This window comes from Leisingera sp. F5 (genome assembly GCF_001593695.1).
Genome location: NZ_LUKH01000164.1, coordinates 1 through 4,491 on the forward strand (window position 1 = coordinate 1; position 4,491 = coordinate 4,491).

General features: G+C 60.9%; 5 protein-coding genes. 3 read left to right on the forward strand and 2 right to left on the reverse strand.

What is annotated here, in order from left to right:
* Window positions 1-486 (forward strand): thioesterase family protein (locus tag A2I95_RS26420; protein WP_291734692.1); only part of this gene is annotated, 486 nt, incomplete at its 5' end.
* Window positions 483-1,241: an SDR family oxidoreductase gene (locus tag A2I95_RS26425; RefSeq protein ID WP_291734694.1), complete on the forward strand. Its 759-nt coding sequence runs from the start codon at window positions 483-485 to the stop codon at window positions 1,239-1,241. The genes A2I95_RS26420 and A2I95_RS26425, both read left to right, overlap by 4 nt.
* A 144-nt stretch (window positions 1,242-1,385) precedes the next feature.
* On the opposite strand, the gene A2I95_RS26430 is transcribed toward A2I95_RS26425, so the two are convergent.
* Together A2I95_RS26430 and A2I95_RS26435 are read right to left on the reverse strand one after the other, a co-directional pair.
* Entirely contained in the window at window positions 1,386-1,697 is a 312-nt protein-coding gene (locus tag A2I95_RS26430) for an IS30 family transposase (protein WP_291734701.1), read from the reverse strand.
* Window positions 1,585-2,451: an IS30 family transposase gene (locus tag A2I95_RS26435; protein ID WP_291734696.1), complete on the reverse strand. Its 867-nt coding sequence runs from the start codon at window positions 2,449-2,451 to the stop codon at window positions 1,585-1,587. The genes A2I95_RS26430 and A2I95_RS26435 overlap by 113 nt, the downstream gene beginning before the upstream one ends.
* Window positions 2,452-3,197: 746 nt before the next feature.
* On the opposite strand from A2I95_RS26435, the gene A2I95_RS26440 reads away from it, so the two are divergent.
* Window positions 3,198-4,491: efflux RND transporter periplasmic adaptor subunit (locus tag A2I95_RS26440; protein WP_291734698.1), on the forward strand; the 1,294-nt coding region annotated here is incomplete at its 3' end.

Genomic DNA, 4,491 nt, shown 5'->3' on the forward strand with positions numbered 1-4,491 from the left:
TTGTTTGACGACCTGGAAGATCTGAGCCAGCCGGTGCTGACCCAGAGCCGCGTGGTGCCGCTGGACTGGACTGATTACAACGGCCATATGACCGAGAGCCGGTACCTGGATGCCTTTGCCCAGTCCACCGACCGGCTGATGATAATCATCGGCTGCGATGCGGAGTATATTGCCAATGGCGGCAGCTACTTCACCGCCGAGACCCATATCCGCCATATTGACGAGGTGCATGCGGGCGATCCGATCCAGGTGCGGTCCCGGGTGATCATGGGCGCGGGCAAGAAGATGCATCTGTGGCACGAGATGTTCTCCGGCGAGCGGCTGCTGGCGACAGGGGAGCACATGCTGCTGCATGTGGATCTTGCGACCCGGCGCTCCGCCCCGCCTGCGCCGCATATCGAGGCCAATCTGGTGAAGTTGGCCGAAGCCCATGCGGCACTGCCGGTGCCGGACGGGTTGGGCCGTGCGATCGGAGCGCCGAGATGAGCCGGGTTTTGGTTACCGCCGGCGGTTCCGGCATCGGGCGGGCGATGGCAGAGGGTTTTGCCGCCGCCGGGCATCAGGTCTGGGTCACAGATGTGAGTGCCATGACGCTGGCGGATGTACCGGCAGGCTGGCGCAGCACAGCGGTGGATGCCACCGACGAGGCCGGGGTCAAGGCATTGTTTGCGGAGATCGCCGAGGTCTGGGGCGGGCTGGATGTGCTTTGCGCCAATGCAGGTGTCGCCGGGCCGACTGCGCTGATTGAGGATATCGCGCTAGAGGATTGGCGCAAATGCGTCAGCGTCAACCTGGAGGGCTGCTTTCTGGCGGCAAAGTATGCCGCACCTTTGATGAAGGCGGCGAAGGCCGGGTCGATCATCGTGACGTCCTCGACCGCGGGGCAGTACGGCTATCCCAACCGGGCGCCGTATGCTTCGGCGAAATGGGCGGTGATCGGGCTAATGAAGACATTGGCGATGGAGCTTGGCCCCTTTGGCATCCGCGCCAATGCGGTCTGCCCCGGCGCGGTGGAAGGGCCGCGGATGGAGGGCGTGCTGGAACGCGAGGCGGCGGCCAAGGGAATGACCCGGGACGAGGTCTATGCGGGCTATGCCTCCGGAACCTCGATGGGGCGGTTTGTGGAGGCCGGCGATATTGCCAATATGGCGGTGTTCCTCGGCTCGGACGCGGCGCGGCTGGTGTCGGGGCAGGTTATTGCCGTGGACGGTCATACGGTGAACCCGGACCCGAAGGTGTGAAGCCGGTTGCAATAGAACGGAGACCGCACTTGGCGGGGCGTTTTCCTTTTCGCCTTTCCTGTGCCTTAGGCGGGTAACGTTTCCCGGCGCGGGAAAGGTCCCGGAAAACATGTGTTTCTGTGAGCGACACCTGAACCGCGGCACCTATTGCCTCTGAGGGTTGGGGGAGCGGCCCAGTTCTTCCATCATTTTCTCTCTGAAGACCTCCGCGGGCGTCTTCCACCCAAGGCATTTGCGGGGCGTGTTGTTAAGACGGTCGCAAATTACTTTCATGTCGTGATCTGAGAGCTGCCGGATATCGTGCTTCCGCGGGAGCCATCGCCGGGCCCGCCGGTTGGTGTTCTCAACCGTGCCCTTTTGCCAAGGAGAGGAGGGGGCGCAAAACCATGTCTGCGTACCGGTCTGTGCTTGCAGATGCGGCCAGGACACGAATTCGGTGCCGCGGTCGAAAGTGATGGATTTGCGGGCAGCCAGAGGCAAGTCGCTGCTTGCTTTCATGATCTTGCCCCTCTCGGCAGATGGCTTCGCAATCGCCTGACGGGCAAGGCATAACCGGTTTGGTACGCTTGTCCGGGTTCTTTAAGAGAACCGTGAAGCGGCTGACACGCTCAACCATTGAGGTCGCGCTGGACTGTCCAAGGCTTTGTTTGACCAGCATAAGATCTGCTTCCCAGTGGCCGGATTGACGCCTGTGCGCTACGGCGCCGGGCCGGAACAGGATACTGGCATCACGATGGAATTTTGCTTTCTGGCGCTTGCGGGCCCGCCTCGGCCTGCGGGCCGTACGGTGGGCAGGCAGATACCACCAAAGCTCCTGCGCCATACCTTCCTTGGAATGGATGTAGCGGTAGATGGTTTCCTGGCAGACCCGCAGCCTGGCGCCTTCATGGATCATCCGGTTGCCGATCTGTTCTGGCATCCGGCCATTCTTCAGCCGCTCGACGACACGGCGGCACAACTCCGGATGACGGATCAGCTTGCGTTGCCTCGCGCGCCGGTCGGCCGCCATCAGCTGGGCTGTGGCGCCATAACAGCCATCACATTTCGGCAGGCAAGGATCCGAGAAATGGTTCCGCTTCAACTCCCCGAATACCGTCGATCTGCAGCGCCCGAGGACACGCGCCATCTCGTTCACAGGGACCTTCGCATGCCTCCAGCGTTCAATCTTGCGTCGTTCCGCGATACTCAGCTGGCTGTAAACAGCTCCCATTTCGTTTCCTCTCGTCAGGCAAGATACTGTTTTCTAACAAGGGTCGCAGTTGGGGGTAGCGCGCGCCCATTCAAGATCCCGATTGAAGCGCAGTTGCCGAACTGAAACAGGTTCGCCAGCGGCTCCAACTCAGGAAAATGTCCCATAGGAAGAGCGCGAAGTGAACTGCCGCTCGGTTTGTGACAGCGGCCGGCAATCCGAAGGATAAGATCCTTGGCCGGACGGCTTGGCAGCCAGGCAAAGCGCAGCTATATGCAGAACGTGGACAGCAGATTCTTGATATGTCTGGCACGGCGCGTGACCATCATTTTCGTCGCACTGGCATTTTCCTTTGCGACGAATTTTATGTCCTCGATGGCTTTGGACATGTCACATCAGGGAAGCCTCGCAGGGGAAGCCGATCACTCATCTTTTTCCGAGACCGATCACTCCCTTCGACCGGTGACACCATCGCAAAGTGATGATCGTTACGGGTGCGCATACGATCCGGTTTCTGCCCGTTGCATCGGCGGCTCATGCTTTAGCTCCGACTTGCCGTCCGCGGCTATCCCGCCTGCCGCCATGATAGCTTCCTCGCTCCACCTAAAAGCCGGAGCGAGCAATTTCGGTGTTCACCTGGAAACACCCCCCCCGGTCCGGCCTCCCAAGCACGTTTGACGAATTTCGCTTCCGGCGGCAGTCCTCAAACGCGCCGGCAATTTGTCAACAACATAGGCTGCTTCGGAAAGATCAGCCTGGAGGTTATCATGCGCGGACGTTACACAGCGCTCAGCATCCTTGCCCTTGCCGCAGGAACGGTGGGCGGGGTTCTTCTGGAACGGACATACCTAAACTTTACTGAAAGCCCGGCCTCGGACGGCCCTGAGATCCTGTACTGGGTTGCTCCGATGGATCCAAACTACCGGCGCGACGACCCCGGGAAATCACCGATGGGCATGGACCTGATCCCTGTCTATGCCGGTCAGGAGCCCGCAGGTGATCCCGCTGAAGTGTCGCTCTCACCGGCCGAAGTCAATGCAATCGGTGTACGCACCGCGGTTTCACGGATGTCGGACATATCGGCGAGGATAGAGACCGTCGGCTTCGTGCGATACGACGAGCATCGGACAAGCCATGTCCACACCCGCGCCGACGGGTGGATCGAGAAATTAAAAACCCGAGCCATCGGCGACCGTGTGCTCAAAGGCGACGTCCTGTTCGAGATGTTCTCGCCAGTGATCAGCGCGGCGACCGGCGACTTGGTCCGCGCCGTCAAGGCGGGAGACGCCAGAATTCTCGACGCCGCCCGGAACAAGCTTCTTAGCCACGGTATGTCGGAGTCTCAGATTGCGGAGATCGAAGCTAGCGGTGAACTTGCACGGAGCATCAGGATCGAAGCTCCGCAAGACGGCGTCGTGATCGCGCTTTCGGCTGCCGATGGCATGTATCTTCAGCCTGGGACGCTCGCAGTTTCACTTAGCGACTTGAAAACCGTCTGGCTGATCGTTGACGTATTCGAGCGGGACATCGCGCGGCTCAGCGAAGACATGCGCGCGGTCGCCCGCTTCGAGCATCTGGCCGGGCGCACGTTCGAGGGCGAAATCGATTATATCTATCCCGAACTCGACCCCAAGACCCGCACACTGCCGGTGCGGCTAAGATTCGACAACTCGGAGGGGCTTTTGAGGCCCAACATGTTCGGAACCGTAAGTCTTGTCCCGGCCCGGACGCGAACGGCATTGACAGTGCCGTCTGAAGCAGTCATCCGGACCGGTTCAGCTGAGCGCGTGATTCTGAAGACCGGCGAAGGAACCTTTAAGCCGCGGCTGGTTACATCCGGTCTGCGTGACAATTTCGGCGAGGGCGGCCGGACCGAAATCGTTCAAGGGCTCGCGCCGGGCGAGGAAGTGGTCGCGTCAGCGCAGTTCCTGATCGACAGCGAAAGCGCGCTGAGCGCAGGTCTTATGCGCATGGCGCCAACTGACGAGACGCCAGCGCGCGGTACCGGCAGGCTTGTCACGCTGGACAGCGAGACCCGGCTGGCGACGATCAAGCACGGCC